A 25,722-nucleotide genomic window follows, 5' to 3' on the forward strand; every position below is an offset into this window, starting at 1 on the left:
GTGGGAGTTTTTTTTATTGTCTAAAACATATTAAAAGGAGAGATGATTGTGAAAAAAAGGTTATGCAAATCAATTAAGTTAAGGTCAATTGGAAAAGGAATTTTACTTGGAGTTCTGGCACTGAATTTGCTCTTTGTTTCGGGATGTGGACAGACTGCATCTGCTCCGGCCGAAACGAAATCTCAAACAGTCGAGCTGAAATTAGCCCATTTCTTTCCAGCTACACACCCGGCTGAGAAAGAGTTAGTACAGCCTTGGGCCAAGGCGATCGACACTGCAACTGAAGGCAGAGTCAAAATTACCAGCTACCCTGGACAGACACTTTTGCAGGCAGACGCAGTTTATGATGGAGTTGTCAATGGAATCGCTGATCTGGGTCTTTCTTGTTTTTCTTATACACGGGGCAGTTTTCCGGTGTCGGAGGTGTTTGAACTGCCGGGTATTAAATACGCCAATTCCAAGGCTGCCAGTAAAGTTGCTTGGGAAGGGATCAAAGAGCTAAATCCCAAGGAAGTTCAGGATACAAAGTTGATGATGGTGTTTACAACAGGCCCTGGGGATTTATATACTAAAGAACCAGTACGTGCTCTGAAGGATTTAAAAGGATTAGAAATTAGAGCTACAGGTCTTAGCGCTAAAAGTCTTGCGGCTCTTGGAGCCATGCCGGTTGCTATGGCCCAATCTGAAGCCTATGAAGCATTGTCGAAGGGCGTTGTAAAGGGAAATTTAGGTCCGGTTGAAGTTCTTCAGGGCTGGAAACAGGCGGAAGTAACCAAGTATGTAACTTTTTCCCCTTTTCTATACAATAATTTGTTCTATGTTACCATGAACCTGGACAAATGGAACTCCCTGGATCCTAAAGATCAGAAAGCAATTGAAACGGTAAATCAGAAGTTCTTTGAAGAAGTCGCCATGAGTTTATGGGATAAACAAAACGAATCAGCTTTAAAATATGCTGCTGAAAAGGGGATGGAAGTTATTACCCTTTCTCAAGAAGAACAGAATCAATGGATTAGTTTGATTAAACCCATTCAGGACGATTTTGTAACCCAAATGAATCAAAAGGGGCAACAGGGACAAGAAATCTTAGATAAAGTAAAAAATCTTGCCGATCAGTATAACAAGGAGTATCAGTAATCCTGAGGGGGAATCTGGAGTTGAAGCAATTATCTCACCTAGTAAAAAAGGTAAGCAGTATCTTAGACAGATTAGCCGGACTGTGTTTCTTTTCGGTAATGTTGTTGATTGTAGCAAATATTGTTTTACGGACCGTTTTCAACCAACCTATTTTAGGAACTTATGAGCTGGTAGGATTTTTAACAGCAATGGGGGTAGCCTTAGCTCTGGCACACTGTGCTTTTCAAGATGGTCATATTGCTGTGAGCTTTATCATGGAACGTCTTCCTCGAAAGACACAATCCATTGCAGCAGTCTTAGTTAATACCGCTTCTTCAATATTGTGGGCTGCTGCGGCCTGGTCCCTTGGAAAATTCGGTCAAACGATGAAGATGAAAGGGCTTGTTTCACCGTCTGCCGAGATACCCGTTTACCCCTTCATTTATTTAGTTGCTTTCGGTTTGGCGGGGCTGTGTCTGGTGTTGTTGTTTAAGTCTCTGGTTTCTTTCAGAGAAGTACTCGGTATCGATACAGCTAAGAAGGTGACGAGATGAGTATATTTTTAGTTGGGCTAATTGGGATCGCAATTTTCTTTGGCTTGGTAATCGTGCGGATGCCGATTGCCTATTCCATGGCACTCGTTGGTTTTGTCGGCTTTAGTTATCTCACTTCAGTACCGGCATCTTTGGACATGGTGGCCAAAGAACTGTACAATACTTTTACTTCTTATTCACTGAGTGTTATTGCCATGTTTGTTTGGATGGGGTTTCTGGCTTATTATTCAGGAATTGGCACGAGTCTCTATGTTTTTGCTTATAAGATGATTGGACATTTGCCTGGTGGGCTGGCAATTGCTACCCAAGCAGCTTGTGCTGTTTTCGGAGCGATTTGCGGATCTAATACTGCAACAGCGGCAACAATGGCGGCTATTGCACTGCCTGAGATGGATAAATATAATTACGACAAATCATTATCCACAGCCAGTATTGCTGCTGGGGGCGTTTTAGGGGTAATGATTCCCCCGAGTGTTATTTTTATTTTGTATGGCACAGCCACGGAACAGTCTGTGGGAACTCTATTTATGGCAGGGATCGTTCCTGGAATTCTTCTGACATTGTTAAACATTAGCATGATTTATTTGCTTACTTTGCGTAATCCAAGCCTTGGACCAGCTGGCAGCAAATCAAGCTGGAGAGAAAGAATTCATTCTCTGCGGGGAGGATTAGGGGAAGCTTTGGCTATATTTATTCTTTCCGTTGGCGGACTCTTTGCCGGATGGTTTACGCCTACAGAGGCAGGTGCAGTAGGTGCCGGCGGCATACTAATTATCAGTCTTTTAGAAAAGAGGATTAGCTGGGAAAACCTGAAAAAGTCCTTATTTGATACTACTCGAACCAGCGCTATGATTATGCTTATGCTTGCAGGAGCTGTTATGTTTGGCCGGTTTATGGCTATTAGCAGAGTACCCTCTGAATTGGCAAATTGGGTTGGCTCTCTTCCCTTGCCACCGTATGCAATTATGGGCATGATTCTCTTCATTTACCTCATACTAGGTTGTTTTATAGATGCATTAGCACTAATTTTACTCACTGTTCCTATTTTTTTCCCAGTGGTAGTTAATACACTGGGATATGACCCGATTTGGTTTGGGGTTGTTGTAGTATTGGTGGTAGGCATGGGTGTAATTACCCCTCCGGTTGGGATGAATGTTTATATTATTAAAGGAATCGCTCCGGAGATCCCCTTAGAAACAATTTTTAAGGGTGTATGGCCATTCCTGTTTACAATACTCATATGTTTAATCTTGCTGATGATTTTCCCCGGGATTGCAACCTATTTACCAGAACTGCTGAAGGGTTCGTAAAATAAAGCAATGCTAAAGGAAAAGAATCGTTTAATGCTTTTGAAGACGCGGTAAAAAGATGAAAAATCTTCCGAAAAAGAATAAACTAATCAGGCACTCTTCAAAATTATGAAGAGTGCCTGATTATTTATCTTAAATCTTTCTAAGAAATCGTTCCATATGTGGAATGATTATTTTGCTCCTGTCCAGGGAATTCCAATGGTCGATCATGAATCGCTTGCCGTTAGGAGTACAATGGAAATTCTAGTACCGATATCCTGCCTGCTCAAGACCTCCATGTGTCCGCCATGCCGTTCCGTGATCCACTTTGCTATGGATAAGCCCAGTCCGGTTCCACCCGTAGCTCTGGCACGGGATTCGTCGGCGCGGAAAAACCGGTCAAAAATCTGAGGAACTGCATCGGGAGCTATACCAATCCCTTCATCTTGTACGGTCAACCGGGCATAGCTGTCTGCTCCCGAAACAGAAATAGTGATCCGTTTACCTGTGGGAGTGTATTTTATAGCATTGTCGATCAGTATCCGAGCCGCCTGTTTGATAAGCCCTTTATCCGCGTTAATGAAAACGGACGTAACACTCGAACTGTATTCGTGTCCACTGTCTATCATCTGGGTTTCCCGCAGCACTTCTTCCGCAAGGGCAGACAGCTCAAAACGCTCTATTTGCAAAGCCATGGTGTTGTTGTCGCCTCGTGCCAGAAACAAGAGTTGTTCCACCAAGCCTTTCATATTCGCTGTTTCATCTTTGATGGCGTCGATAGATTCCTGCAACGTTTTTTCATCATTCTTTCCCCAGCGATCCAGCAGATTTGCATACCCCTGGATTACAGAAATCGGTGTCCTTAGCTCATGAGAGGCATCTGACACAAAGCGCACCTGAGAGCGGTAGGAATCATTAATTCGGTCTAACATCCCGTTAATGGCAGAGGCCAGAGTTTTAAGTTCGCTTTGAGTATCACCTACTGAAATTCTCGTATCTAGCCTAGTAGCATTGATGTCGTCCAACTTACCTGCCAGAACTTCCAGTTGTTCTGGAGTAAAGACGCCGTCAGTATTTAGATTCTGCGCGGCTTTAGCTAATTCTTCAATGGGGCGGAGGGTTTTTCGGATGCTTCTAGCGCCGGAGAAGATGCTGCTGAATAGCATTAAAAGCTCCAACATCAATAGTATAGAAAATATCCCTGCAAATATGAGCAGGGTCTCCTGAAGACGGATGGAAATAAGAAAAGAACCTCCGCTATCATCGATGACGGCATTATAAGTAATATCCTCTAAATCTTCCCAAAAGGCCAAGCTTTGCGAATCCGGCAGGTCGATACTCCTTACACCGGATGCACTGTGTTTGGAAATGAGGGTCTGCAAACTTTCGGGCAGTTTAAACCCTTCCGGTTCTCCTGTCTGAAGAACAACGCTGTATCCGGTAAGCTCAAGCCAGTTTTCCGCATCCGTGGCAGGCAGTCCTGTTTGCTTCAGCATTTGGGCTGTCGAAGCCACAGTCTGTTCGGCGTGTACTATCAGCCCTGCTGTGGATACCAGACACATAACCACATCCAGGGTCAAAAACATCACCAGCAAACGGAAAAATAGTCTGAAGTTGAGCTTCCATACAAGAGAAAACCGTATTTTATCCCCAATACGGTTAGTGGGATTGTTTACCGGCTCATTTTCCATCCTTAATCACATACCCCACTCCCCTTACGGTATGAATCAATTTGACATCGAACACCTCGTCGATTTTTCCACGCAGAAAACGCACGTAAACATCGACGGCGTTGGTTTCTCCCTGAAAATCAAAACCCCATACATTTTCGAGCAGAGCTTCTCGTGAAATGACCAATCCCTTATTTTTTAGCAGATAGTGAAGTAGGTCAAATTCACGTTTGGTCAGTTCAATAGGTGTTCCCATCATGGTAACCGTATGGCGACTGGCATCCAACAGCAGACCGGAGGCGGACAACACTGCGTCTTCCTGCACGGTTTTCCTGAGTGCGGTGCGAATCCGGGCCAGAAGCTCCTCAATGGCAAAGGGTTTAGTGATATAATCGCTTGCCCCGCTGTCAAGGCCGGAAACCTTATCCACCACACTGTCCCGCGCCGTCAGCATGATGACAGGAACTGAGGAGGTTCTGCGAATTCTGCGCAGCACTTCCATGCCGCTCAACTTAGGCAACATAACATCCAGCAAAACGAGGTCGAACTCGCCTGTTTCAGCGAGTTCAAGCCCTGTTCTGCCATCAAAAGCCTTTGTTGTGGTATAGCCCTCATAGCCAAGCTCAAGCTCGACAAATCGGGCAATTTTTTCCTCATCCTCAATAATCAGTATTTTAGAACTCATTGAATGCCCCGCCATTTCAAATGGTTATTTTATTTTTCCATGGACTTTTTAAGGTTTATTGCTGCATCCGCCGCGCTATTCATCGCGTCATTGACGGTGTTGTCTTTGAAATCTGGACCGTTGAAACGATAGCGAAAACCAAAGAATAGTCCAATGATAATCAGTGGAATAGTAATCCAAGGGGCAAAGATCAACAGCAAGGCAAAGCCAGTGACAGGAGTAGAAGCTTTGCTTTCCTCACCCTTGAGCACTTCAAAGGAATTTGCGTTGCCCTTGCGGATTAACTTCATGCAAAATGCTCCGAATTTTTTCATCAGAGAAGTAAAGCTTGTTCCAGCGTCGCAGTTCTTTGCTTGCTTTTCCCAGCATGCTTCTTTGTAGGCTCCTGTGATTGTGTCCGCAGTTTTTTGGCTGCTGTAATAACCGCCTCCGCTTGGTGAGTTTACCTTACCCTGTTTCTCCAGGTAGATAATGGCTTCTAGCAAATCTCCGTTTGCGGCATCTAAAGCGACCTTTGCCTCGTCATAGGTTACATTTGCCATGGCACGCAGTTTTTCCACTTGTTCTAGGGTTGTCATAAAATTTCCTCCTTGGTGTTTTGTGATGTAATTGAGTATGTTTGTATTCTAACCCAAAAGACTTCAAGGAGAATTTGTTAAAAATTAAAATCGGATTAAAAAAATTCTATCTCATAACCACGGGCTTTTCAAGAGACTCTTATCTTAACTTGTCCGTCCGGTGGCCTTAATACTCCGGATCTTATTGTTCTACTTTTAGAAAGTTTGTCACTTGGCAGTATCTACAATGATTTAACTACTATATTTAAGATACTATTTCATAATTAGGATGCCGTTTCTAAGCTAAGTTTAAGAATGCTTAATAAGAAGAGATAGTCCCTCGAGATTGATTGTAGCTGGATAAATCTCACCCCTATATAGACAGTGATCTATGTAAGAAGTATAATATGGTTATGATATAGATATTTATCTATATTCCCAAGCCTGTCTTTTAATTATATCCCAAATCTTTTGAAGAGGTGTCGCTAATATGGAAATTTCCAACAGAGAATTGAAAATCATCCAGACTTCAGCTGAATTAACGTTTAATGATAAATTAGGGACCTGGAAGGCTCGTTGGGGAATTAACAGAATGAACTTTAAAGTGGAACCTGGACTCTATAGTGTGGGAAAACCAGATAGTAATTCTCCAGTCCTTGTTTCCGCTAATTACAAAATGAGCTTCGATAGCTTAAGAAAAGAATTGATGGAGGTCAATGCTTGGATTTTAGTGCTGGACACCAAAGGGGTCAATGTATGGTGTGCAGCCGGGAAGGGAACTTTTGGTACCCAAGAGCTGCTAAACCGAATGGCTATTGTACAACTTGAGAAGGTTGTCTCTCACAGAACGGTTATTGTACCACAGTTGGGGGCACCGGGTATAAGTGCACACGAAGTTACCAAGTTTTCTGGCTTCAAAGTGGTTTATGGCCCAGTGAGGGCCAAGGATCTCCAAGAATTTCTCAAGTCAGGAATGAAAGCAACGTCAGAAATGCGCAGGGTCAAGTTCACTGCGTATGACCGACTTGTGCTGACTCCGATAGAACTTGTTGGGACTTCAAAAGTTTCCTTGATGATTTTTGGGGTGCTCTTTCTATTGAATCTACTTGGCTTAGGACCTTTTGGAATCGTTGATTTTTACGCTTATATAGGAGCAGTCATCATAGGATGCGTTTTAACTCCGGTCTTACTGCCATGGATTCCAGGCAGTCCTTTCGCGTGGAAAGGCTGGTTGTTGGGATTTATCTGGGCTGTCACTGTTAACATTCTTAATGGATGGAATGGATGGACCGCTGTTCCTCAGTACAGTATTTTGAGAGCTCTGGGGTATATTTTTATTATGCCCCCTGTATCAGCTTATTTAGCAATGAACTTTACAGGTTCTTCGACATTCACTTCTTTTTCTGGGGTCTTGAAAGAGATGAGAAAAGCAGTTCCAGCGATAATCATCTCAATCGTCTTGGGAATCGTTCTGATTTTAGTTGATAGCTTTATTAAACTCTAAGGAGGTTTTTGTTAGATATGAAAAATCGATATTTAAAAAATGTTGCTACTTTGAAACTGAACTCAGATCAATGCAGGGGTTGCGGCAGGTGCCTTGAGGTTTGCCCCCATAATGTATTTATAATAGAAGACAGGAAATCGGTCATTCTCGATAAGGACCGCTGTATGGAATGCGGTGCTTGCGTTAAAAACTGTCCGTTTAATGCCATTGAAGTTAAGCCGGGTGTGGGTTGTGCTTACGCTATCATTATGGGCTGGCTGACTGGAACAGAGCCGAGTTGCGATTGTTCGGGGGGCAGTGGAGACAGCTGCTGTTAATGCATGTATTTTAATGGATGAATTAATTAATTAATTCCTATATAAAGTGTCCTGTATAAACGCCATTTGGGAAAGACTTTTGCCTGCCATGTTAGACCTTGTCCAGAATTATAATCTATGCTTCTTTACTAAAAAAATAATTGATTGTCTCAAAATATTAAGTATAAACATATAGTATTTTAAGCTGTCTATACTAATTTTAAATTTGTTGAACTGCACATGAAGTTTATTAATTTATACTGTGAAAACTCCGAGTTTGAACTGTATCTTGGAAGGAGTAGAAAGTATGTTCAGAGGTCGTATCGGTGGGAGCAGATTAAGTAAATATGGCAGTTATGGTGCGCCGGTCGGCAGTAATTTTCAGCCTAGATTTTTTGGCCGTTCTCGTATAGGTGGATACAGTGACGCAGAGATAAGTTCGCTGTTGCTCGTAGCTCTTGTAATCTAAGAGATTCTCCAAAAACCCCCTTGAAATCACGTTGTACGTTAAACATACTTCGTGTTATCAAGGGGGTCTGTTTTAGAAATCCTCACATGTTGATAAAGGAGTTACAGTAAATTTTATAACGTAAAGAAACGAGTGATTTTCTCGAAGACTGTTGGAGTTATGACTGCAGTTCCTCCTAAAATACTTGCCTTCTTAATATTAAGGTTGTGATCCATCAAGAAATTTGTCACTGCAGTGCTGTTGAGGTATTTATCCACTAAGATGATAGGACTTCCGGTTCTGGCTGCCAATGCCGAACCCGCTAAGGCATCCGGAAAGTTGTCGCCAGTTGCCAGATAAATACTATTAAGGCTATTCCCTAGACCATTAGCGATGGCGATACCTGTTTGATACTGATCGATTCCAGCATAGCGTTTTACGCCAGTCAACTGTGCTTCAACCTGTGCACTGACGACCGCAGTACCGCCAACAACGATCGTTTCCGTTACATTTAGGTCTTGAAGAGCAGTTTTAGTGGCCTGAGGAAGTTTCCCCTGTTCTGTGAGCAAGATAGGAATCCCTTGATAGGCAGCCCATGAGGAGATGGCTAAGGCATCAGGGAAATTACCGCCATAGGCGATAACCACTTTTCCAGAGATTTCAGGATTTATAAAGTGCAAGTAATTGGCAATTTGTGCCGCAGTTTCATATTGATCATATCCGGATAAACGCGTAACCTCATACTGTTGCTTAAGAAGATCTTCCACCTCTTTGGAAACGACAGCTGTTCCACCCACAATGATCACTTTGGAAGGTTTTAAACGTCCAAGCTCTAGTTCAACAGCGGTTGTTAAATGTTTGCTCTCCGTAAGCAAGACCGGAGCATCATATTGATGAGCCAACGGCGCGGCTGCCAGTGCATCTGGAAAATTAACAACTGTTGCTAGAATAGCTGTCGAAGCCCCATTAGGCCATCCCTCTTGGGATATTTTTACCGAGGTTTCCATCGCATCAAAACCAGATAATCTTGTGAGAGAAGTATTTTGGAACGATCCAACTTGGATCAAACTCTTAACAGGCGAATTGACACCGGATATTAATTCTCCCTCTGGATCACTAATATCTCCGGTTACAATGGGTCCGCCATACGTGTTGTTCCCAAGCTGACCATCACTATTGCCCCCCCAGGTCCAGATGTTTCCGCCGTTTTGTCGGGCAATAACAAACCCTAACCCAGAAGATATACCTGTTACATTGGTTAATCCTTTAACTTGAACGGGATTCATTGAAGCGGGCTCTTCTTCAAAGGGGACGGCATCGCCGAGTTGCCCCCATAAGTTACCCCCCCAGGCCCATACTGTGCCGTCAGTTTTTAAGACCAGGCTAAGATAAGTTCCTGCCACAATGGCATGCACATTATTTAGTCCGCTAATCTGAAGTGGCGTACTCCAGTTTTCCCCGTTAGTACGATCTCCAAGCTGAAATAACTCATTAGTTCCCCAGCCCCAAACAGTTCCGTCTTTTTTCAAGGCTAAACTATGAGCCCCCCCTGCGGCAACCGCGACAACGTTCGTTAAGTCGCTTACCTGGACAGGAGTTGGACTATTTTGAAGATCGCTGCTATTATTACCCAGTTGACCCTCTGAATTATCTCCCCAAGCCCAAACGGTCCCATCACTGCTGATAGCTAAGCTATGGGCAATACCTGCTGAAACGGTCGATAAGCTGGCACCTCTAGATTGATCAGGTGTATCCGCACCAAATGCCGGTTTAGAATATGAAACGACTGAGGCCGAAAGGATTGTTCCTGTGAAAAAGAGCACAATAAATGAGCTTAATAACTTTTTCCTCAGTGGTTTAATAATCATATTAATCTCCTTTAAAGTTAATAGTAAAGCTATTGTTATTAAAGCTTACTTCCATCTGATCTTCAAGTACAAGAATTTGGAAGTCAGGCCTTAAAATCCACGTTTTATAAATAACTTGGAAATTATCTCAACTAAATATAGAAGGGTAAAGATTTTCGAGAGACAACCTCTCAAATAAAAGCCTGTGGTTGACGAAAAAATCATAAGGTTACAGGCAATTATAATTATTGTTAGTTAGTAGTTAATTACAATATTTACCACGCCTATTTTCCACTTAGATGAGATCGGATTCTTCGAAATTGAGCTTTATATTTTTGTTTAGAAGCACCCTTTTCCAGCTTATATAGATTTGGAATGTACTTATAGCCTGCCCAATAAGCTAACCCTACAAAAAAGGCGCCACCAACGATATTGCCGAGAGTAACAGGTATTATATTCGATAGAATATGGACAAGATTGATATTTGCAATTTGATCCCCTATATGCGCAGCTTCAATAAATGTGCTATTTAGCTTGGCAAGGGCCGCTATTGTAAAATAATACATGTTAGCAACACTGTGCTCAAAGCCAGATACGATAAACGTCATTACAGGAAACCAAATGATTAATATCTTGCCAAATACATCACTTGCAGTGTATGATCCCCAAACTGCAAGACATACCAAGAGATTACAGAGTATTCCGCTGGAAAATGCCTGAATGAAAGTGAGACCCCCCTTGTAGGCGGCAACCTTGAGGGCATAGCCTCCAAGCATTCCTTCATTGGTTGAAAGTAATCCTGAATTAAATACTAAAAACGCAATAAGCAATGTTCCGATAAAATTTCCGATATAGACAATAATCCAGTTTCTAAGCATTTGTCTGGCAGTTATCTTTTTTTCGATGAAAGCTAAGATAAGGAGGGTATTACCTGTAAAAAGCTCTCCTCCACAAATTACAATTAATATAAGTCCCACAGGGAAAATTGTTCCCGCAACAAGCTTAGCAAGCCCGATGTTTTCCATACCATGAGATGCCATAGCCGCTGCGAATGCCCCAAGTGCTATAAATGTACCCGCAAGGATTCCCGCTATGAGTGTTTGAAAGGTATGGGTTTTAGCCGCCTTATTCTCACCAACTTTAATTGTTTCTTCTACTGCTTCAACGGTATTCATAGGTCTTTGTTCCAAACAATATCGCCTCGTCTCTCTAAACATCTGAATATTATTCTGTAGAATAAGCTTTAAAATATACTAAACCAGTACGTCTGACGACAACATAAAAGCGCAGAAATCAGGCTCCATGCCTGATTTCTGCGCTTTAAAAGGTTGGTGTAAGATTAACAGACTCCTAATCAAAGTAAATCTTATTGCAAAAAAGAACAGTTTTGTATTGATATTCGTACAGAATATCGCTATAATAAGAACATAGGTTCGTATAAATTACAAATACCTGTACTGAGAGGCGAATATAATGAACGATGCATGCGTAGATTGCAACCGAAAGACCTATTGCCTGGAGCCCTGTGAACAGTGGCTAATCCACAACGGCAAGTGCCCAGTGTGTCGGAACAGACTGATACATGTAGGAGGATGTACCGAATGCATTACTGGAGATTGGGCAATGTGTGGTTAATAAGGAATTAAGTACTTATAAAGAAAGGGCAATGGGTCCTTAATTGTCAATTTCGAAGATCAAAATATCGTCTGGATTAATTGGAGGGTGTAAATATGCCAAATGTAACTGTAATTTGTTATCTTTCCTCTTTATTGTTCTATGGAATGGGTTATTCAAAAGTCTTGCTCATTAAGGACGTAATTACTGCACAAGCAAATACTTATGACTATACAATTTATATATCTCTAGCAACGAGCTACTTTGTGTTAGCAATCTTTTTTGCTGTCATCGGTTCCCTTATCTTTTACGTTAAGATTCATAAAAAACAGGAAATTATTACAATGAATGGCTTGGAATTTAGCAGGAGATCAGACGAAAGAAGACGAGCGAGCATTCTTAAGGTAAAAGCCCGATTATCACAGCCTGAGTACGGTCTGGAGTTGGAGAGAAGGATGTCTTCCTAGGAGGCATAAAGCCCTTAATCTCGACTTGGTTGTAAAAATGACGACCGCAAAAATGCCGCAATCAGACCCCTGGCCTGATTGCGGCATTTTTGCAGGTATCAATTTACCAAAGACATTTAATCCCCTTCATAAATAGGGTTTGCTAATTTATCGAAAAGTCTAGATTTCGCAAGGGTTTACGGGTATTGTCTTAATGAAGATATGCATGGAAAAACGGCTTTTGGCATCAAAAACCGTGGGCATGGAGTTAAAAACGATGTAGCGTAAACCAAAAAGGTTAACGTCAGACTCGGCGAGCTTGTCTCCAAAATCGTACGCGCGTACGATTTTGGAGACAAGCCGAGGAGAAGGCTCTTACCCTTGTCAGGATTGCCCAAATTTTGATTTGGATTTTGGGGCGGGAAATAGTAAGATTCTCGTTGCATAAGAGGAAGCAAGGGGTTTGGTTAGCAAACCCTAAATATGGTTGCCATAGACTTTTAGTACCCAAATATCAACCTGTCAAGTAATCTGCAGCGAGTATCTTTGCCATAGATAAAAAGGACTTTCTCTACTTTTAGCGAAGTCTTTAAGCGAATACCTAAAATAAACGTTAGTAATGGGGCATGGAGTCAATATAACTGGTACAAGGAAAGGAACAAAATATGAAAAATGCAAAAGGGAACATCATTACAGCAATCCTATGGATAGCACTTATCTTAATCTCGTATTACTTTTTACTAGTACCTATTAACATCCAATCAATAGGCTTTTGGACCTACTTATCCATAATGCTTCTTTTAGGTTCAGGGTTATTTCTGTTGCCTCAGTTTGCAATAGTAAATAATAAGATCATCTTAAATAAGCAAGTATCCACATCATCTTATCTGCTCATTGCGTCAGTGCTGATATTAGTTGTCGCCGGAATAGTTGCAATTTACTCTATGCCACTATTTCATGCCCAACAATACGCAACTCTAATTGAAAAGCAGGAAGGTAATTTTGCAGAAGATGTTGCAGAAATAGCGTTTGATCAAGTCCCAACAGTTGATAGAGATACGGCTCAAAGACTAGGGGATAGAAAAATGGGTGAGATTGTTGAATTGGTCTCGCAATTTAGCGTAGCTTCGGATTATACGCAAATCAACTACCAAGGAAAACCAATTAGAGTCTCTCCCTTGGAATACGCTGGGTTCTTTAAATGGCTCAATAATAAGGAAGCTGGAATTCCAAATATTATTATGGTCGATATGATTAATGGAGAAGTAACTTTAGAAAAACCAAAACAGAATATCATGTATTCTGAAAGTGAACGGTTTGGCAGTAATCTAAAAAGATTCTTACGATTTAATTATATGACCGATATTTTAGGAGACTTCAGCTTTGAAGTAGATGAAGAAGGAACGCCTTATTGGATTGTAGCTGTCCATGAAAAGAAAATCGGTCTATTTGGTGGGACTGATGTTAAAAATGTAATTATGCTGAATGCTTCAACAGGAGAGCATCAAAAAATAAGTATAGAAGATGTTCCTACATGGGTTGATAGAGTCTTTGAGTCCGAACTAGTGTTAGAACAAGTTAATTATAATGGAAAATATCAAGGCGGTTTTTTGAATTCGATAGTCGGCCAGCGAGGGGTTCTGGCGACAACAGATGGATACAATTATCTGGCAATTAATGATGATGTATATTTGTATACGGGAATAACATCTGTGGTGCGTGATGAATCAAATATCGGTTTTATCTTGGTCAATCTACGGACAAAAGAAACGACATTTTACAGTATACCGTCAGCCGAAGAGTATTCCGCTATGGATAGTGCCCAAGGTGCAGTACAAGAGAAAGGTTATATCTCAACTTTCCCTCTGCTTTTAAATATCAACGGAAAACCAACCTATTTCATTGCATTGAAAGACAACGCAGGGCTTATTAAGATGTATGCTTTAGTAGATGCTGGGGATTATCAAAAAGTAATAACAGGTGTCACTGTAGAAGAAACCTACGAAAAGTTTACAGTTGGAGGTGCTGGAACAATAGGAAAAGATGCACAAGTTCCCAAAGAGGAATTTGAAGTATCAGCTAAGATTACGGATATCCAAAATGTCGTTATCGAAGGGAATACGTATTACTATATTCTGTTAGAAGGACAGGCGGATGTCTTTACAGCGAATATCTCCAAATCAGAAAGATTACCCTTCCTGAAAATAGGTGAAACGATCAGCGTTAAATATGTAGAAGACAAAGAAACGGTAAATAGTATTGTGAACCTACATTAAAGGAACGCACAAACAAGGGGGCAGGTTCAATATTTTGGATTTGAAACCAAAATAACGAACATGTCCCCTTATTTATTTCAAACAATTGCAAGCTGCATTGCTTGGAGTCATCTTACCTAGGTCTGGCTAAGATGATGGCTTTACAGCTGCATTAGGAGTATGCCTCTTCCTTTTAGCAGATATTAAGCAGCTTATTAAGGCTATCCCGCTGCAGATAAATGGTAAGGCAAAAAAACCGCATTTTGCAATAACCAAACTGCCTGTCATAGAGCCAAGAGTGATTCCGATATATAATGCTGTATTGTTTAAGGCAAGTGCCATTCCTCGAGTATCTGGAAATTCTTCTGCTAAACGAGCTTGGTATGAAGTAAAGGAAGCATATCCTGTTAGTGCCCACAAGAATAACAAAAAATAGACCAAAGTTCCTGATGAGAAGAAAAGGCCTAATAGGGCAAGTACGCCGATAAGAATGGCTGTACTGAAAATTGATACCATTCTTGTACCAATTTTATCTGTCACTCTCCCACTGCCCAAACTGCCAATTACAGCCCCTATACCAAAAGCGGTAATTGAAGCTGCAAGTTCACCTGACGAAAAATGATTATATAGAACCAATCCTGTCCCAAGAAAGACGTAAAGAGCATACATAGCAATTGCCCAAAAAGCAGTTACACTTACTGCGGAAATAATTCTTAATACACTGCCTTTTGTCGGTGCCTCTACGGAATGTACTTTTTGTATTGATGCCCAGACTCTAAAGTTTAAAATTGACAGTAAAGCAGCAATTATTGCTAAACCTATAAAAATAGCACGCCATCCGAGAACTTGTTCTAACATAGTTCCGATAGGTGCACCTGCCCATAATGCCATAAGATGTCCAGATACTACAACGGAAAGCCATACCCCTCTGTGTTCAGGTAAGGCTGCGTCGCCAATAATTGCATAGACTAAAGGGGTTATAGCTGCTACAGATAAACCAGCAAAAATGCGACTGATTATTAACATAGTAAATGAAGGGGAAATGGCTGTTAAAAAGTTCGATAGGCAAAAAGCTAATAAACCGAATACAATAAAAGGGCGGCGACCTTTGCGGTCTGAAAGCCACCCGAACAGTGGAGCACTAATGGCATACATAAGCGAAAATACGGTAACTATCCACCCTGCAACAGCGGGTGTTATTCCATATTCTTTGGCGATAAACGGCAATAATGGGGATATAACGAACAAATCAGTGCCAATAATAAATAAGGTGAGCCATCCGGTAAGAAGATAAATGGTTTCTCTTAAGGTCAGACGCAATTAAATCACCCATAATCAATATATCGGCTATGAGTTTGTTTATGATTAAGCCGCACAAGATTAAGATATTCCTTAAATTGGGGTAAATCTAAAGCAGGGAGAGTCAATAGAAATGAGCATGGAATCGGCAGTTATTATTGAGACAAAAGAGCACCTCGAACAGTTGATGGCAGAAGAGAAACAGGTAATTCTATATTTTAGCTCCGTAGATTGTAATGTTTGCCAGGCCGTTTTCCCGAAACTAATGAGTCTAGCAGAAGGCTATCCGATTAAAGTAATAAAAATATCTGTCGCTGAACAAACAGAAATAGCTGGGCAATCCTCAGTATTTACAGTACCGACTATTTTAATATTTTACGAAGGCAGAGAAATTTTGAGAGAAAGCCGATTTATTGATTTTCTAAAAGTCGAAAGGACATTAAATTTCATAAAATCAGTGCAAACAGGGCAATCTGAAGAGTAGAAACTATGACAAATATTAAAATTTGATTGACATTTATTTAAACATTGTTGCATAATTAAACAACTCAATAATTTGATAGAGGCGCGGTTATTAAGAGTAAGTACACTAAGCGATCCAGCGATGAGGTGTGCCGAAAGGAATAATTGCCGAAGTAAAAGCTGCGGTATAAGGACTTTTACTGGTTATGTATTTAATAGGTACATGACTGTCACCCAAACTTTGGGTGGAGCACTATCTCTTAAAGATTGGCTTAGATATTTAAGCAGTTTAGGAGTGCGCTCTTTAAACTGTTTTCTTATTATTTAGAGTATAAATTGAAGTAAGGGGAGAACATTAGTGGCAGAAAAAACATTACCTTTTGACAAGCAACAGCTGGAGACATTGATCGACCGATACGGTTCACCTTTTCATATTTATGATGAAGCGGCTATCCGGAAAAATGCCCGGAAATTAATTGAGGCATTCAGTTGGGCACCGGAGTTTAAAGAGTACTTTGCGGTCAAAGCAACGCCTAACCCATATATCCTTAAAATCTTGCGTGAGGAAGGATTCGGAGCGGATTGCAGTTCAATGGCTGAACTAATTTTAGCGGAAAAGGCTCGAATTTTTGATGAAAACATTATGTTCACCTCCAATAATACCCCTGTTCAAGAATATAAAAAGGCCAAAGAATTAGGTGCAATTATTAATCTTGATGACATTACTCATATCGATTTTTTGGAAAAAAATATCGGTATGCCTGAAATCATATCATTTCGCTATAATCCGGGCCGCTTACGCGATGGAGGGAATGCGATTATCGGCAAACCGGCTGACGCTAAATACGGTTTAACAAAGTCGCAAATTTTTGAAGCCTATCAAATTGCCCGAGAAAAAGGAGTAGAACGCTTCGGGATTCACACAATGATTATATCTAATGAACTTGATTCTAAGTATTTTATAGAGACTGCCACTATGATGTTTAAGCTTATCGGGGAGATAAACGAGAAATTAGGGATCAGAATTGAATTTGTAAATTTGGGCGGAGGTATTGGTATTCCTTATCGACCGGATCAAGAACCCGTTAGCCTGGATGCTATAGGCAAAGGGATAAAGAAGGCTTACGACGAATTGATTGTTGCTAAGGGGCTGGACCCTTTGAAGATCGCCCTGGAGAGCGGACGGATGATCATGGGTCCCTATGGTTATTTAGTAACCAAGGTATTGCACAAGAAAGAAATATATAAAAATTATGTAGGGTTAGATGCCTGTATGGCTAACTTAATGCGTCCGGGTCTCTATGGGGCTTATCACCACATCACAGTGATGGGCAAAGAGGATTGGCCAGCTGATTACATTTATGATGTAACAGGGGGGTTGTGTGAGAACAACGACAAATTTGCCATAGATAGGGCGTTACCTAGAATGGATATTGGGGATATTGCTGTTATCCATGATACTGGAGCACATGGCCATGCTATGGGATTTAACTATAATGGCAAATTGCGCTCGGCAGAATTGCTCCTCAAAATGGACGGCAGTGTGGAAGTTATCCGGAGAGAGGAGACGATTGAGGACCTTTTTGCTACTTTGGATTTTTCAGGGCTAGAGGATTTTTAATCCCTGTAGATGCGTTTCAACTAAAGGTGAACATCAAGACTTTAGTGAGGGAGTCAACTTTCACCGAACCAGAGTACGGGGCACTACTCCCCTTATAGAGCTGGGAGTCTTAACGTGGAAAAGACAACCACCTGTGATCTCATCACGGGTGGCTGTTTTTTAGTTCCAGCGTTTCAGTTAGTCCTGGGAATGTATAGCCAAGGAGAGGTTGCGGAGACTTCCCCAGTGATCCGAAACATCTGCAAAGATTAATACCCTCCTGCGCTAATTTTAACGCAGGAGGGTATTTCCACTTAGACGTGGTGCATGAGATCAGGCTTTCAGACAATGCCTAGCTTCGTCCGGTTAGGGGGGATGGTCTATTATCGGTGCCCCCAAAATGGTTTGCGGCAACATGATCCATCTTCTTGTCTTCGCGTGATGCTTGATCATGTCGCATCTTAGCAATGTGTTTCATTTCTAAATAAATCAGGATAGCGGTTAATAATGTTGCTAATCCATCTGCAATAGGGGCTGTTCTCCAGATGCCGTCGATTCCCCAGAATTTCGGCAAGAATATTAAGAGAGGGATAAACAGTAAAACCTGTCTGGACAGACTGAGTATAATGGAGGGGATTGCTTTTCCCACTGCTTGAAAGTAACTGGAACCAATGATTTGAAAACCAATCAAAGGGCACAACGCAAAATATACAAGCATGGCATCAGCCGTCATTTTCGTAAGCGCCACATCGTTGTTGCTGAACAGTCCCACAATTTGTGTTGGCCATAGATATATAGCTAAAAAGCCAATGATAGAGATCCCGGTGCCTGCGATGGCTGCCTTCTGCAAAGTCTCTTTTACTCGGGCATATTGCTTCGCTCCATAATTATAACCAATAATGGGTTGAGCTCCCTGACTAACGCCTACGACAGGCATCAATAGTAACAAAGAGACGCTCATAATGATTCCTACGGCAGACAAAGCTAAATCTCCGCCATAGGCGAACAGGCTTTTGTTGAGAATCAGATTTTGAAGACTGTTAGCAAGCTGCATAGCAAATGGTGCGAATCCTATGGCAACGATACTGGTTAGTATAGCCATCTGAGGTTTCATATTTCGCAACCTAATTTTTACTATGCTTCGTCCTGAAAAGAAATAGCTTAATACCAAGAGAGTAGTAACCATCTGACCTGATATTGTTGCCAAAGCTGATCCTTTAATACCTAAGCCCATTTTAAAGATAAAGATATAGTTTAGCACCACGTTGATAAATGTGCCCGTTAGTTGTGTAATCATGGCCAATCTGGGATTGCCTTCTGCTCTTATGAAGTTGTTCATGCCCATACCGAGTGAACCTAAAACGGAACCCAACATGATAATGTGCGTGAAATCTCTGGCATATGGTAAGACTTCCGGACTGGCACCAAATAGAATCAGAATGGGGTCGGAAAAAAGGAGATAGATGATCGATATAATTAGGGGTAAGATAATTAACATCGTCAAGGCGTTGCCGATGATTTTTTCCGCTTCTTCCTTTTTCTGTTCTCCCAGACGTATCGAGATTAACGCTGTAGCCCCAATCCCTATCAGCATCGAAAAGGCCATCATAATAAGCATGATTGGAAAGGCCACTGTTGTCGCCGCAATGGCGAGTGATCCAATTCCGCGGCCAACAAATATTCTGTCAATAATATTATAAAGTGCGTTCACCAGCATCCCGACGATTGCTGGAAGGGAAAATTTCCAAAGCAAACTGCCAACGTTCTGCTTCCCCATAGCTAATTCATTACTCATAATTAATCCACCTTCTATAATTTGTTCATAAATTTCACGACGTTCTTTAGGTTGTCTGCAAATTGTTCTATTTCAGTGGAATCTATATCGTGAAATAGTTCGTCCATACTTTGGATGTGATTTGCAATAATAATCTCCATTTGTGCTTTTCCGGAATCAGTCAGCAAAACTAAGGACTTTCGACGGTCATTAGCAACATTGCAACGAACAACAAAACCAAACTCTGTCAATTGGTCTATTAATGTGGTTACACTGCCTTTCTCCATATATAACATCTTAGCAATTTCTGTGGAGGTCAGACTTTTAAACCGATATAACATCATGATGATTTTGGCGTGATTTTTCTTCATTCCAGTTTTACTTTCATTCTTATTTCTAAAGGAATAAAGAAATTTTTCGTGAAACATATCCATAAAGCTAAATAGTAGATCATGTAATTCCCTAGTTTCAGAATAATTCAAGCTCTCTACCACCTATCTAATTAGAAATCTAACTATAAGAATACTAACTGTAAGAATACTAACATAGTTTACTCCGTTTATTTACCTTGGTCAAGTATAAAATAAAAGTAATTAAGCAAATAAAAACCCACCCGTGCCAAACTAATTAATAGCTGGGGGAAAGTCTTTAGTCAGTTGAAAATTATCTGCAATATAGCAAATATGTTTTTGGTATTCTGCAATTGCTTTATATTCTGAGTCACGGCAGAAAAGACAAAGGCCAGGATTGTTTCAATCCTGACCGCACAATAAAATGTAATATGCAAAAGGTTGATCTGTGTGCCTTATTCCAAATTCAGTCGTTTGCTTAAAATAAAATTAGTCACTGCAAAGTAGGCTGCACATAGAAGTCCGGTGAAAATAATTCCCAAAGCCATCGCCCATTGAATTGCATGCTGCATGCCTATGAAATCATTGGAAGAGATATGGATGTTGGCAAAAGAGTCCATTCCAGGGATCAAACTGATAAACTGGAAAAGGATCTGGGAAAGAGTACTGAGGACAATAAATGCTCCGAAGGAGGCCAGCATTTTGTGCTTACTGAATAGGTGTCCAAGGGCAATTGAGGCGTATAAGATCAAGATGCCTGAAGCTAGGGTTATTAAAACACCAATAATAATCTCAAACGAGAAAAGGTACATCGAAGCGCCTAAAGGTGCAAAAGCTTCGTCATAAAAACTTGCTAATCCCACAGTGATTTTGGTGATGTCTCCTTTTTCGAGAGTTATAATGAAGATCGAAATCAAGGCGACGATCCCACTGGTTATCATCCACAGCATAGAAACCAGAAGCTTACTGAAAATATGCTTCCAGGGCTTTACTGGCAGAGTAAGCATCAAATAGCCCTCATCGGAAAGCAGATTTTTATAAAAGCGTTGAATCATCATAATAAAGGTCATGACGAACATCCCTACCATAATGATAATATAGATAGCCATGCTGATGCTTGCGGGGGCGTCCCATTTCTCCGGACCTATTGAATAGATAAATCGTGTGATTCCGGCAAACGTCAGCAAAGCGAGAAATAGTGGCAGAAATATCCTTCCGGTAGCTTTAATTTCGTACTTTAAAAGCTTGCTTAACATTTGAACACCTCCCTGAATAAAGCATCGACAGACTTGCCTTTCTCATCTCGGATATCATCTACAGAAGAGGTCAAAACCACTTGGCCCTGATTAATAAAAACTACATAATCCAAGATATTCTCTATATCTGAAATCAGGTGGGTCGAGATAATCACCGTTGCATTTTCATTGTAATTGCGGAGAATAGTTTGAAGAATATAATCCCTGGCAGCTGGGTCCACGCCGCCAATAGGTTCATCTAAAAGATAAAGTTCTGCTTCCCGGCTCATAACAAGAATTAACTGCACTTTTTCCTTCGTTCCTTTAGACATAGTTTTCAGCCTGTCATCAGGGTTGATATTGAGAGTTTTAAGCATATCGTAAGCCTTCTCCGGTTTGAAATCATTATAGAAATCGGAGAACAGCTCAATAATTTGGTGTACGCGCATCCAATCATTCAAATAAGTCTTTTCCGGGAGGTAGGATACGATTTTCTTGGTCTCGGTACCTGGTTTCTTACCCCCAATAAGAATATTCCCACTGGTGGGTGTCAAGAGTTCGTTGGCAAGTTTAATGATGGTGCTTTTGCCGCTGCCGTTAGGCCCCAGAAGCCCTACAATTTGCCCGCGCTCTATCTTTAGATTAACGGCAGATACGGCAGTTTTGCTTCCGAATTTTTTGGTAAGGTCGTTACATTCTAAGATAGTGCTCATTTTTTCATCTCCTTTACCATGTTATCAATAATGGTTAAGATCTCCTTTTGTTCAAAGCCCATCAACTGCATTTTTTCAAGGAAGTCTGAGATTTGCTCCTGAGCCAACTTAGTTTTTGCCATTTCAACCATACGTGCATCCTCCGTAATCGACCGACCGCTTGTGCGGTGCGTAATTATTAGGCCATCTTCCTCCAACTTCACCAGAGCCTTCTGCATGGTATTGGGATTTACCGCGGCCTCTTGGGCCATATCCCGTACCGAAGGGAGTTTTGACCCCAAGGGATAAACACCGGAAAATATCATCAGCTCAATTTGTTCAATTAGCTGGGTGTAAATAGGTCTGTCAGATTTTAATTCCCATGGCATTTGTATCACCCCTTGTATTATTGTATTAACAGCTTAATACAATAATACACTGTTTGAAGATATTGTCAAGGGCATTAGAAATATTGATATTTAGTTATTTTTGATCTTTAGTTGAACGAGTTCATTGAGGGGTAAGAAAAGAAATCAACATATTTAACCTGAATTGCAGCAGGAATATTCAGGAAACATGGAGAAGGAGAGAAGAGAATATTGATGGATAATCTTATACCAGTCAGAAAATATAACTTTTCGTTACATATTTTCTAAAAGGTTCCTTCTTGACATCCTTGGCTACAGGGACACTCGGCCATCCATGGACAGCGCATATCAGTACAACTATGGCGGCTGCCTGCGCCTTGACTGTGACGGGATGACCGAGGAGTACCTTCTAGTGGATGATTGCCTAACAATTAAGGAAGAAGGACAGGTTCTCTGGCAGTCGCCGGGTGACTGGCGCATTGACAACTTTGTCTTGGGGGACGTCAACAATGACGGAACGGTCGATTTAGTGATAACCCTATGGAAAACAGGCAGCTTTGGATCTGTCAAACCTTTCTGGCTAACTAGTGAGGATGCCAGCTGCAAGAACCACCTTTTTGTATACCGATTAAAGGACAAGGAGATGAGGCAAGTCTGGTGTTCATCTGACCTTGACAGCCCAATTGTCTCGTTCAAAATACAGGATATTGATAAGGACGAACTTTTTGAATTAGTCGTCGAGGAAGGGCAATACCGTAAGATAGCTGGAGAACGCTACGAACTAGACCCATTTAGCCAGGTCCGAACCACTGTCTGGCGATGGGATGAATGGGGATTTCGTCTAGTGCCAAAGGAGGAGGACCCTCATTACTAATATTTCATACCTACTCTAGTAAAAAGCAGTCGGCTGGGGTCGACTGCTTTTTATTAGAGCAGATTGGTTCACTAATTAGATCATCATCCAAAAATTCCGCATCATAAGGATTTCAAAATCCAAATATCAGCAAAAGCTATTGATAAAAGACCTTCGACAGGTCTTTTATGCTGTTTTACTAGTTTAGTTATTGTCAATGATATATAAAAAAATGTATATTTAGATAAGCTTAGTAATGGTGAAAGTCTTCAAAGAAGAATTGGACCCTTTCAAGCTGCTTTTTAAACATTCCTGGATAGTTGCATCGCATTAGTCACAAACAAAATTATTGGAGGTTAATGTGGATTTAAATTGTAATTGGAATAGGAAATACACTACCATCGCGATGTACAGCTTCATTGTCATTGCTTCCAGCATCCTGTTCTTTCTTGTCATGTCGGGACTGGACAACTTTACCCGAGTATTGGCGGGTTATCTTTCCGCTCTCTACCCATTTATCTACGGTTTCGTTATCGCCTATCTCGTGAACTTCCTTTTAAACTTCTTTAAAAAGCAGCTAGGAAAGATTCCATCCATGAAAAAAATTAAAGAACCGTGGTTCCATATTTTGTCCCTTTTCCTAGCTTATCTGGTTTCGAGTTTTTTCGTGTATCTTTTCCTCGCCTTTATTTTCCCACAGCTCGTCGCGAGCATCACCGGGCTTGTTCGGAACATCCCTGAATATGTCCGCTCCACGACGGAATACATCAAGTATCTGTCTGACGATATTCTGCTTCCATCGGAGGTCGTCAATTTCATCAATAAACGCTTGGACGAGCTGGCGGTCTTCATTAGTAACGTTGCAGAGGACCTGGTTCCCATAGCGCTTTCCTTTCTTCGAAACACCGCTCTCTCCGTTTGGAACGTATTTCTCGGCATCATCATCTCTATCTACTTGTTGGCAGAAAAAGAGCAGTTCATCAGTTTGGCGAAGAAACTCAACTATAGTGTCTTCAGCGTAAAGAATGCAGACAAAGTCCTCGAGATTTTAAGACGCAGCCAAATAATCTTCAGCAGATTTCTTGGTGGAAAAATCCTCGACTCCTTGATTATCGGATTATTAGCGTTTATCATCCTCACCATCGTGGATATGCCTTACACCTTGCTGGTTACTTTCATCATTACGGTTACTAACATCATCCCTTTCTTCGGTCCCTTCATCGGAGCTGTTCCTTCAGTGATCATCATCTTCTTTGAATCGCCGATCATGGCCTTTTGGTTCCTTATCATCATCTTTATCTTGCAACAACTGGACGGGAATGTCATCGGACCGAAAATCCTTGGAGACTCCTTGGGCATCTCTTCTTTTTGGATTCTCTTTGCAATCCTTATAGGGGGTAAATTCTTTGGATTTATCGGACTGATTATCGGTGTGCCGCTCTTTGTGCTTATCTATTCCATCATCAAAGAGATTGTGGAAGCGCGCTTGAAAGCCAAGGGACTACCGGTGGAAACGAAAGACTATCTGGACAAATAGCAGTATTTTAGTTCAGTGCTTAGAAAATTCTCTAAGCACTGAACTTGTTCAGCCAAAGCTGAACATCGAGACTTCGGTGCATAAGTCTCCAGTACGATAGTCTCTGGTGGAGATTATCGTCACCGAAGTGGAATAAGGAACACCCACTTGAATAAGTGGGTGTCTCGGAATTTATAAAGAAATAATTAAACCAGCAAAGGCTGTAGCTTGGGGTCCTGATAGATTGCAGGACCCAAGCTACAGCCTTTGTTTTGCATAACGGATTCACCTAGCATGGTCAAAAATCCTAGGCACAATACTCTTCATTCCATCTGACGACAGTATTTTTCGATGCTTTAGCTCGATACATTGCTTTGTCGGCTAGGTTAACGAAGAGATCTAACGGATTTAACTCATAGGTTTTCGTTTGCATAACTTTGGACAAATTTATGGAGGACACCACACCAGAACTGAAAGTTATCTGCCTTGAGTTAATCTGAGGACCAAAATCATAGGATTCAATAATGATTCTGATTCTTTCCAGTAGTGCATATGCCCCTTGCATATTAGTGTGCGGCATTACGATAGCAAACTCCTCACCGCCCCATCTGACTACAGAATCTGTTCCTCGAGTATTTTGTTTTAATATTTCAGCCAGTTTCTTTAAAACAGTATCTCCAGCAATGTGACCAAAGGTATCATTTATTTGCTTGAAGTTGTCTAGGTCCAGCATCGCTAGACATAGGTCTTTGCTTCGTGTACGGGTCATTTCATTTTTGAGGGTGTTATAAAACATATTTTTATTTCCTAATCCAGTGAGAGTATCCCTGTATCCGTTGATGAATAATCTGCGAATTATTAACCCCAAAAACCATCCCTTGACAACAAGGATGACAGTGATTATAACAAATAAATTCAAGTGTAATGCTGTTGGAAGAAATGTATACATTAAACATATTAAAACTCCTATACAACCGCCAAGTACAGCCAAAATTGTATGGGGGGAATTTTGTAAAACATTTAGAGTTTTAGCCATCTCAAGAATGCACCTTCCTTTAAATGGGTTTAATTAACCTTTATCACAGATATATGCTAGATGATGACGAATAATAGCGTTTACTTTCACTTAAGAATACGGAAACTGTTAGCCCTTTTATGGGGGTGCACCCTATATTGCTGAGGACTTTTCAGAATTATAGTACCGGGGGTAACCGAGCAAGGATATTTTGCTCCAATAGGTCAGGCTATTAAAGAAGTTTTGTCCATCCCGGTATTTTAACCGGTGGTATAAC

25 protein-coding genes and 1 riboswitch are annotated in these 25,722 nt (G+C 41.1%); of the genes, 13 read left to right on the forward strand and 12 right to left on the reverse strand.

What is annotated here, in order from left to right:
• The first annotated feature begins 42 nt into the window (after positions 1–42).
• The 3 genes from M8E35_RS15500 to M8E35_RS15510 are packed head-to-tail and all read left to right on the forward strand — an operon-like array spanning position 43 to position 2,980.
• The gene (locus M8E35_RS15500) at positions 43–1,137 is read left to right on the forward strand and encodes a TRAP transporter substrate-binding protein (protein WP_252470092.1); all 1,095 of its coding nucleotides are present in this window, start codon (positions 43–45) and stop codon (positions 1,135–1,137) included.
• A 20-nt stretch (positions 1,138–1,157) separates the two neighbouring features.
• A complete protein-coding gene (locus tag M8E35_RS15505; RefSeq protein WP_252470093.1) occupies positions 1,158–1,670 on the forward strand; it encodes a TRAP transporter small permease in 513 nt (170 codons plus the stop codon).
• Positions 1,667–2,980, forward strand: a complete 1,314-nt coding sequence (locus M8E35_RS15510) for a TRAP transporter large permease (RefSeq protein ID WP_252470094.1) — start codon at positions 1,667–1,669, stop codon at positions 2,978–2,980. Before M8E35_RS15505 ends, M8E35_RS15510 begins: the two co-directional genes overlap by 4 nt.
• A 206-nt stretch (positions 2,981–3,186) precedes the next feature.
• On the opposite strand, the gene M8E35_RS15515 is transcribed toward M8E35_RS15510, so the two are convergent.
• Genes M8E35_RS15515 through M8E35_RS15525 form a run of 3 tightly spaced genes read right to left on the reverse strand, consistent with a single transcriptional unit; the run spans position 3,187 to position 5,892 of the window.
• Entirely contained in the window at positions 3,187–4,650 is a 1,464-nt protein-coding gene (locus tag M8E35_RS15515; protein ID WP_252470095.1) for a sensor histidine kinase, read from the reverse strand.
• The gene (locus M8E35_RS15520) at positions 4,640–5,314 is read right to left on the reverse strand and encodes a response regulator transcription factor (protein ID WP_252470096.1); all 675 of its coding nucleotides are present in this window, start codon (positions 5,312–5,314) and stop codon (positions 4,640–4,642) included. Before M8E35_RS15520 ends, M8E35_RS15515 begins: the two co-directional genes overlap by 11 nt.
• A gap of 29 nt (positions 5,315–5,343) precedes the next feature.
• Positions 5,344–5,892: a ubiquitin gene (locus M8E35_RS15525; RefSeq protein WP_252470097.1), complete on the reverse strand. Its 549-nt coding sequence runs from the start codon at positions 5,890–5,892 to the stop codon at positions 5,344–5,346.
• Between the two features lie 469 nt (positions 5,893–6,361).
• Here M8E35_RS15525 and hgcA point away from each other — a divergent pair, with 469 nt between their 5' ends.
• The 3 genes from hgcA (at position 6,362) to M8E35_RS15540 (ending at position 8,140) form a co-directional block, all read left to right on the forward strand.
• Complete coding sequence (gene hgcA, locus M8E35_RS15530) at positions 6,362–7,375, forward strand: mercury methylation corrinoid protein HgcA (protein ID WP_252470098.1); 1,014 nt, start codon at positions 6,362–6,364, stop codon at positions 7,373–7,375.
• A 17-nt stretch (positions 7,376–7,392) separates the two neighbouring features.
• Positions 7,393–7,692 carry a mercury methylation ferredoxin HgcB gene (hgcB, locus tag M8E35_RS15535; protein ID WP_252470099.1) on the forward strand — a complete coding sequence of 100 codons (300 nt, stop codon included), beginning with the start codon at positions 7,393–7,395 and terminating at the stop codon, positions 7,690–7,692.
• Positions 7,693–7,978: 286 nt separating this feature from the next.
• Positions 7,979–8,140 (forward strand): hypothetical protein, encoded by a 162-nt coding sequence (locus M8E35_RS15540; RefSeq protein WP_252470100.1) that lies wholly within the window; start codon positions 7,979–7,981, stop codon positions 8,138–8,140.
• Positions 8,141–8,253: 113 nt separating this feature from the next.
• Here M8E35_RS15540 and M8E35_RS15545 read toward each other — a convergent pair whose 3' ends face one another.
• Together M8E35_RS15545 and M8E35_RS15550 are read right to left on the reverse strand one after the other, a co-directional pair.
• Positions 8,254–9,987, reverse strand: a complete 1,734-nt coding sequence (locus tag M8E35_RS15545; protein ID WP_252470101.1) for a cell wall-binding repeat-containing protein — start codon at positions 9,985–9,987, stop codon at positions 8,254–8,256.
• Between the two features lie 263 nt (positions 9,988–10,250).
• Positions 10,251–11,156 carry a formate/nitrite transporter family protein gene (locus M8E35_RS15550; RefSeq protein WP_252470103.1) on the reverse strand — a complete coding sequence of 302 codons (906 nt, stop codon included), beginning with the start codon at positions 11,154–11,156 and terminating at the stop codon, positions 10,251–10,253.
• A gap of 540 nt (positions 11,157–11,696) precedes the next feature.
• Between M8E35_RS15550 and M8E35_RS15555 the strand changes: the two genes are divergently transcribed.
• The gene (locus M8E35_RS15555) at positions 11,697–12,047 is read left to right on the forward strand and encodes a hypothetical protein (RefSeq protein ID WP_252470105.1); all 351 of its coding nucleotides are present in this window, start codon (positions 11,697–11,699) and stop codon (positions 12,045–12,047) included.
• Positions 12,048–12,691: 644 nt separating this feature from the next.
• Positions 12,692–14,302, forward strand: coding sequence for a hypothetical protein (locus M8E35_RS15560; protein WP_252470107.1), 1,611 nt, complete (start codon positions 12,692–12,694; stop codon positions 14,300–14,302).
• Between the two features lie 126 nt (positions 14,303–14,428).
• Here the strand turns inward: M8E35_RS15560 and M8E35_RS15565 are convergent, their stop codons facing one another.
• On the reverse strand, positions 14,429–15,601 hold the full coding sequence (locus tag M8E35_RS15565) for an MFS transporter (RefSeq protein ID WP_252470109.1): 1,173 nt from the start codon (positions 15,599–15,601) through the stop codon (positions 14,429–14,431).
• 112 nt (positions 15,602–15,713) lie between these two features.
• Between M8E35_RS15565 and M8E35_RS15570 the strand changes: the two genes are divergently transcribed.
• The 3 genes from M8E35_RS15570 (at position 15,714) to M8E35_RS15580 (ending at position 17,915) form a co-directional block, all read left to right on the forward strand.
• Entirely contained in the window at positions 15,714–16,064 is a 351-nt protein-coding gene (locus M8E35_RS15570) for a thioredoxin family protein (protein ID WP_252470111.1), read from the forward strand.
• 68 nt (positions 16,065–16,132) lie between these two features.
• A riboswitch (Lysine riboswitch) is annotated at positions 16,133–16,306 on the forward strand.
• Between the two features lie 94 nt (positions 16,307–16,400).
• Positions 16,401–17,663 (forward strand): diaminopimelate decarboxylase, encoded by a 1,263-nt coding sequence (gene lysA / locus M8E35_RS15575; RefSeq protein ID WP_252470113.1) that lies wholly within the window; start codon positions 16,401–16,403, stop codon positions 17,661–17,663.
• A 114-nt stretch (positions 17,664–17,777) separates the two neighbouring features.
• The gene (locus M8E35_RS15580) at positions 17,778–17,915 is read left to right on the forward strand and encodes a hypothetical protein (RefSeq protein ID WP_252470115.1); all 138 of its coding nucleotides are present in this window, start codon (positions 17,778–17,780) and stop codon (positions 17,913–17,915) included.
• Positions 17,916–17,994: 79 nt separating this feature from the next.
• Here the strand turns inward: M8E35_RS15580 and M8E35_RS15585 are convergent, their stop codons facing one another.
• The 5 genes from M8E35_RS15585 to M8E35_RS15605 form a co-directional block, all read right to left on the reverse strand.
• The gene (locus M8E35_RS15585; RefSeq protein WP_252470117.1) at positions 17,995–19,437 is read right to left on the reverse strand and encodes an MATE family efflux transporter; all 1,443 of its coding nucleotides are present in this window, start codon (positions 19,435–19,437) and stop codon (positions 17,995–17,997) included.
• A gap of 14 nt (positions 19,438–19,451) precedes the next feature.
• Positions 19,452–19,898: a MarR family winged helix-turn-helix transcriptional regulator gene (locus M8E35_RS15590; RefSeq protein ID WP_252470119.1), complete on the reverse strand. Its 447-nt coding sequence runs from the start codon at positions 19,896–19,898 to the stop codon at positions 19,452–19,454.
• A 323-nt stretch (positions 19,899–20,221) separates the two neighbouring features.
• Positions 20,222–21,022: a hypothetical protein gene (locus M8E35_RS15595; RefSeq protein WP_252470120.1), complete on the reverse strand. Its 801-nt coding sequence runs from the start codon at positions 21,020–21,022 to the stop codon at positions 20,222–20,224.
• Positions 21,016–21,714 carry an ABC transporter ATP-binding protein gene (locus M8E35_RS15600; protein ID WP_252470121.1) on the reverse strand — a complete coding sequence of 233 codons (699 nt, stop codon included), beginning with the start codon at positions 21,712–21,714 and terminating at the stop codon, positions 21,016–21,018. The genes M8E35_RS15595 and M8E35_RS15600 overlap by 7 nt, the downstream gene beginning before the upstream one ends.
• Positions 21,711–22,082 (reverse strand): GntR family transcriptional regulator, encoded by a 372-nt coding sequence (locus tag M8E35_RS15605; RefSeq protein ID WP_252470122.1) that lies wholly within the window; start codon positions 22,080–22,082, stop codon positions 21,711–21,713. The genes M8E35_RS15600 and M8E35_RS15605 overlap by 4 nt, the downstream gene beginning before the upstream one ends.
• 313 nt (positions 22,083–22,395) lie before the next feature.
• On the opposite strand from M8E35_RS15605, the gene M8E35_RS15610 reads away from it, so the two are divergent.
• Together M8E35_RS15610 and M8E35_RS15615 are read left to right on the forward strand one after the other, a co-directional pair.
• On the forward strand, positions 22,396–22,935 hold the full coding sequence (locus M8E35_RS15610; protein WP_252470123.1) for a hypothetical protein: 540 nt from the start codon (positions 22,396–22,398) through the stop codon (positions 22,933–22,935).
• Between the two features lie 340 nt (positions 22,936–23,275).
• Entirely contained in the window at positions 23,276–24,451 is a 1,176-nt protein-coding gene (locus tag M8E35_RS15615; protein WP_373887459.1) for an AI-2E family transporter, read from the forward strand.
• 286 nt (positions 24,452–24,737) lie between these two features.
• On the opposite strand, the gene M8E35_RS15620 is transcribed toward M8E35_RS15615, so the two are convergent.
• Entirely contained in the window at positions 24,738–25,466 is a 729-nt protein-coding gene (locus M8E35_RS15620) for a GGDEF domain-containing protein (RefSeq protein WP_252470124.1), read from the reverse strand.
• Positions 25,467–25,722 lie beyond the last annotated feature (256 nt).

Source organism: Desulfosporosinus nitroreducens, from assembly GCF_023897015.1.
GTDB classification, from domain to species: Bacteria; Bacillota; Desulfitobacteriia; order Desulfitobacteriales; family Desulfitobacteriaceae; genus Desulfosporosinus; species Desulfosporosinus nitroreducens.

Excerpts from the sequence above, each read along its gene's own strand:
- M8E35_RS15500 (WP_252470092.1), top strand. The coding sequence starts at position 43 with ATGATTGTGAAAAAAAGGTTATGCAAATCAATTAAGTTAAGGTCAATT.
- M8E35_RS15510 (WP_252470094.1), top strand. The coding sequence starts at position 1,667 with ATGAGTATATTTTTAGTTGGGCTAATTGGGATCGCAATTTTCTTTGGC.
- M8E35_RS15515 (WP_252470095.1), bottom strand. The coding sequence starts at position 4,650 with ATGGAAAATGAGCCGGTAAACAATCCCACTAACCGTATTGGGGATAAA.
- M8E35_RS15520 (WP_252470096.1), bottom strand. The coding sequence starts at position 5,314 with ATGAGTTCTAAAATACTGATTATTGAGGATGAGGAAAAAATTGCCCGA.
- M8E35_RS15525 (WP_252470097.1), bottom strand. The coding sequence starts at position 5,892 with ATGACAACCCTAGAACAAGTGGAAAAACTGCGTGCCATGGCAAATGTA.
- hgcA (WP_252470098.1), top strand. The coding sequence starts at position 6,362 with ATGGAAATTTCCAACAGAGAATTGAAAATCATCCAGACTTCAGCTGAA.
- hgcB (WP_252470099.1), top strand. The coding sequence starts at position 7,393 with ATGAAAAATCGATATTTAAAAAATGTTGCTACTTTGAAACTGAACTCA.
- M8E35_RS15540 (WP_252470100.1), top strand. The coding sequence starts at position 7,979 with ATGTTCAGAGGTCGTATCGGTGGGAGCAGATTAAGTAAATATGGCAGT.
- M8E35_RS15545 (WP_252470101.1), bottom strand. The coding sequence starts at position 9,987 with ATGATTATTAAACCACTGAGGAAAAAGTTATTAAGCTCATTTATTGTG.
- M8E35_RS15555 (WP_252470105.1), top strand. The coding sequence starts at position 11,697 with ATGCCAAATGTAACTGTAATTTGTTATCTTTCCTCTTTATTGTTCTAT.
- M8E35_RS15560 (WP_252470107.1), top strand. The coding sequence starts at position 12,692 with ATGAAAAATGCAAAAGGGAACATCATTACAGCAATCCTATGGATAGCA.
- M8E35_RS15570 (WP_252470111.1), top strand. The coding sequence starts at position 15,714 with ATGAGCATGGAATCGGCAGTTATTATTGAGACAAAAGAGCACCTCGAA.
- M8E35_RS15585 (WP_252470117.1), bottom strand. The coding sequence starts at position 19,437 with ATGAGTAATGAATTAGCTATGGGGAAGCAGAACGTTGGCAGTTTGCTT.
- M8E35_RS15595 (WP_252470120.1), bottom strand. The coding sequence starts at position 21,022 with ATGTTAAGCAAGCTTTTAAAGTACGAAATTAAAGCTACCGGAAGGATA.
- M8E35_RS15600 (WP_252470121.1), bottom strand. The coding sequence starts at position 21,714 with ATGAGCACTATCTTAGAATGTAACGACCTTACCAAAAAATTCGGAAGC.
- M8E35_RS15605 (WP_252470122.1), bottom strand. The coding sequence starts at position 22,082 with ATGCCATGGGAATTAAAATCTGACAGACCTATTTACACCCAGCTAATT.
- M8E35_RS15610 (WP_252470123.1), top strand. The coding sequence starts at position 22,396 with ATGGACAGCGCATATCAGTACAACTATGGCGGCTGCCTGCGCCTTGAC.
- M8E35_RS15620 (WP_252470124.1), bottom strand. The coding sequence starts at position 25,466 with ATGGCTAAAACTCTAAATGTTTTACAAAATTCCCCCCATACAATTTTG.